We start from the raw sequence: 1,015 nt of genomic DNA on the forward strand, positions 1-1,015 counted from the left end.
AATCAGATTTTAGTAAGGGATATCGTCCCCGTTTAGGGCATTTGGAGGTGGTTTTTTCGATCGTTGAGCTTTCACTTCGGCATATTTTGCAGCTTGAAGTACCGCTTTTGCCATCGCGACACCGGAAAGTCCCTCCGAGCCACTGAGAAGCGTTTTAACGGTGTTTTCAGCCTCTTCTGTGCGAGACTGTTCTTCTTTGCGTTTCTGGCGCTTGTAGGCTTTCTGGCGCTCTTTCTGGACGCGGTCAGTCAGCCCAAATAAAGCGAATAGCGCGAGGTTGATGGTTTTGATGGCGGGTTTGGCGTAGTACCGCAGCTCGCCACTGGACGCCAACACCGCCTCTGAAATCGGGTGGACAGCCAACAGGCCAACACGCTGCAACTCCGCCAGTGCGCGACGAACGCGCGACAAAGACAGCCCCGTGTGCTCACAAATTTTCTTGTAAGACAGGTCGAACCATTTCTTGCTGTTGTACTGGTAGAACCCAACTTTAAACGTAGTGAGATCGATGTACTTGGCGATGCACTTGAGCACAAGCGTGACAGCTTCTGCGCTCTCGCTTCGACGCTGACGTTTCGAATCCTTGGCTCTCGCAAGCATTGGGATAGTTGAGCGCAAGTATGCGAACTTCTCGATACGAGTCGATAAATTTTGCAGTATTTGCGGAGTATTCTCGGCGATCTCAAACCGTAGTTTGGTGACCGGATTTAACGGATCGTGTCCGCACCGGTTGCCATAATGTAAGGCTGTGGTGTTCAGATATCACCGCACAGATGGCGGCGCTGATATTGATAAAATGGGGTCATGTGTTAGACTCTCCTCAAGCTTAATGCCTAACCCTGATACGTATGACTCCTTCCGCCAAGTCGAATTCATACCATCGGGGTTTTATTTTTTCTGGGGTAAAGGTTAAGGCTAAACACCTGAGATCTCAAATGGATCTTTTGAAGATCAGACCGATACCAACAAGAAAGGCTCACCAAATGGTGAGCCTTTCTTGTTCTTATCAATACTT

General features: G+C 49.1%; 1 protein-coding gene. It reads right to left on the minus strand.

Annotated elements, in window-relative coordinates; genetic code table 11:
• Window positions 1-9: 9 nt before the first annotated feature.
• Window positions 10-618 (minus strand): helix-turn-helix domain-containing protein, encoded by a 609-nt coding sequence (locus R8N28_RS27280; protein ID WP_140104094.1) that lies wholly within the window; start codon window positions 616-618, stop codon window positions 10-12.
• Between the last annotated feature and the right edge of the window lie 397 nt (window positions 619-1,015).

This window comes from Vibrio sp. Vb1554, assembly GCF_033344235.1.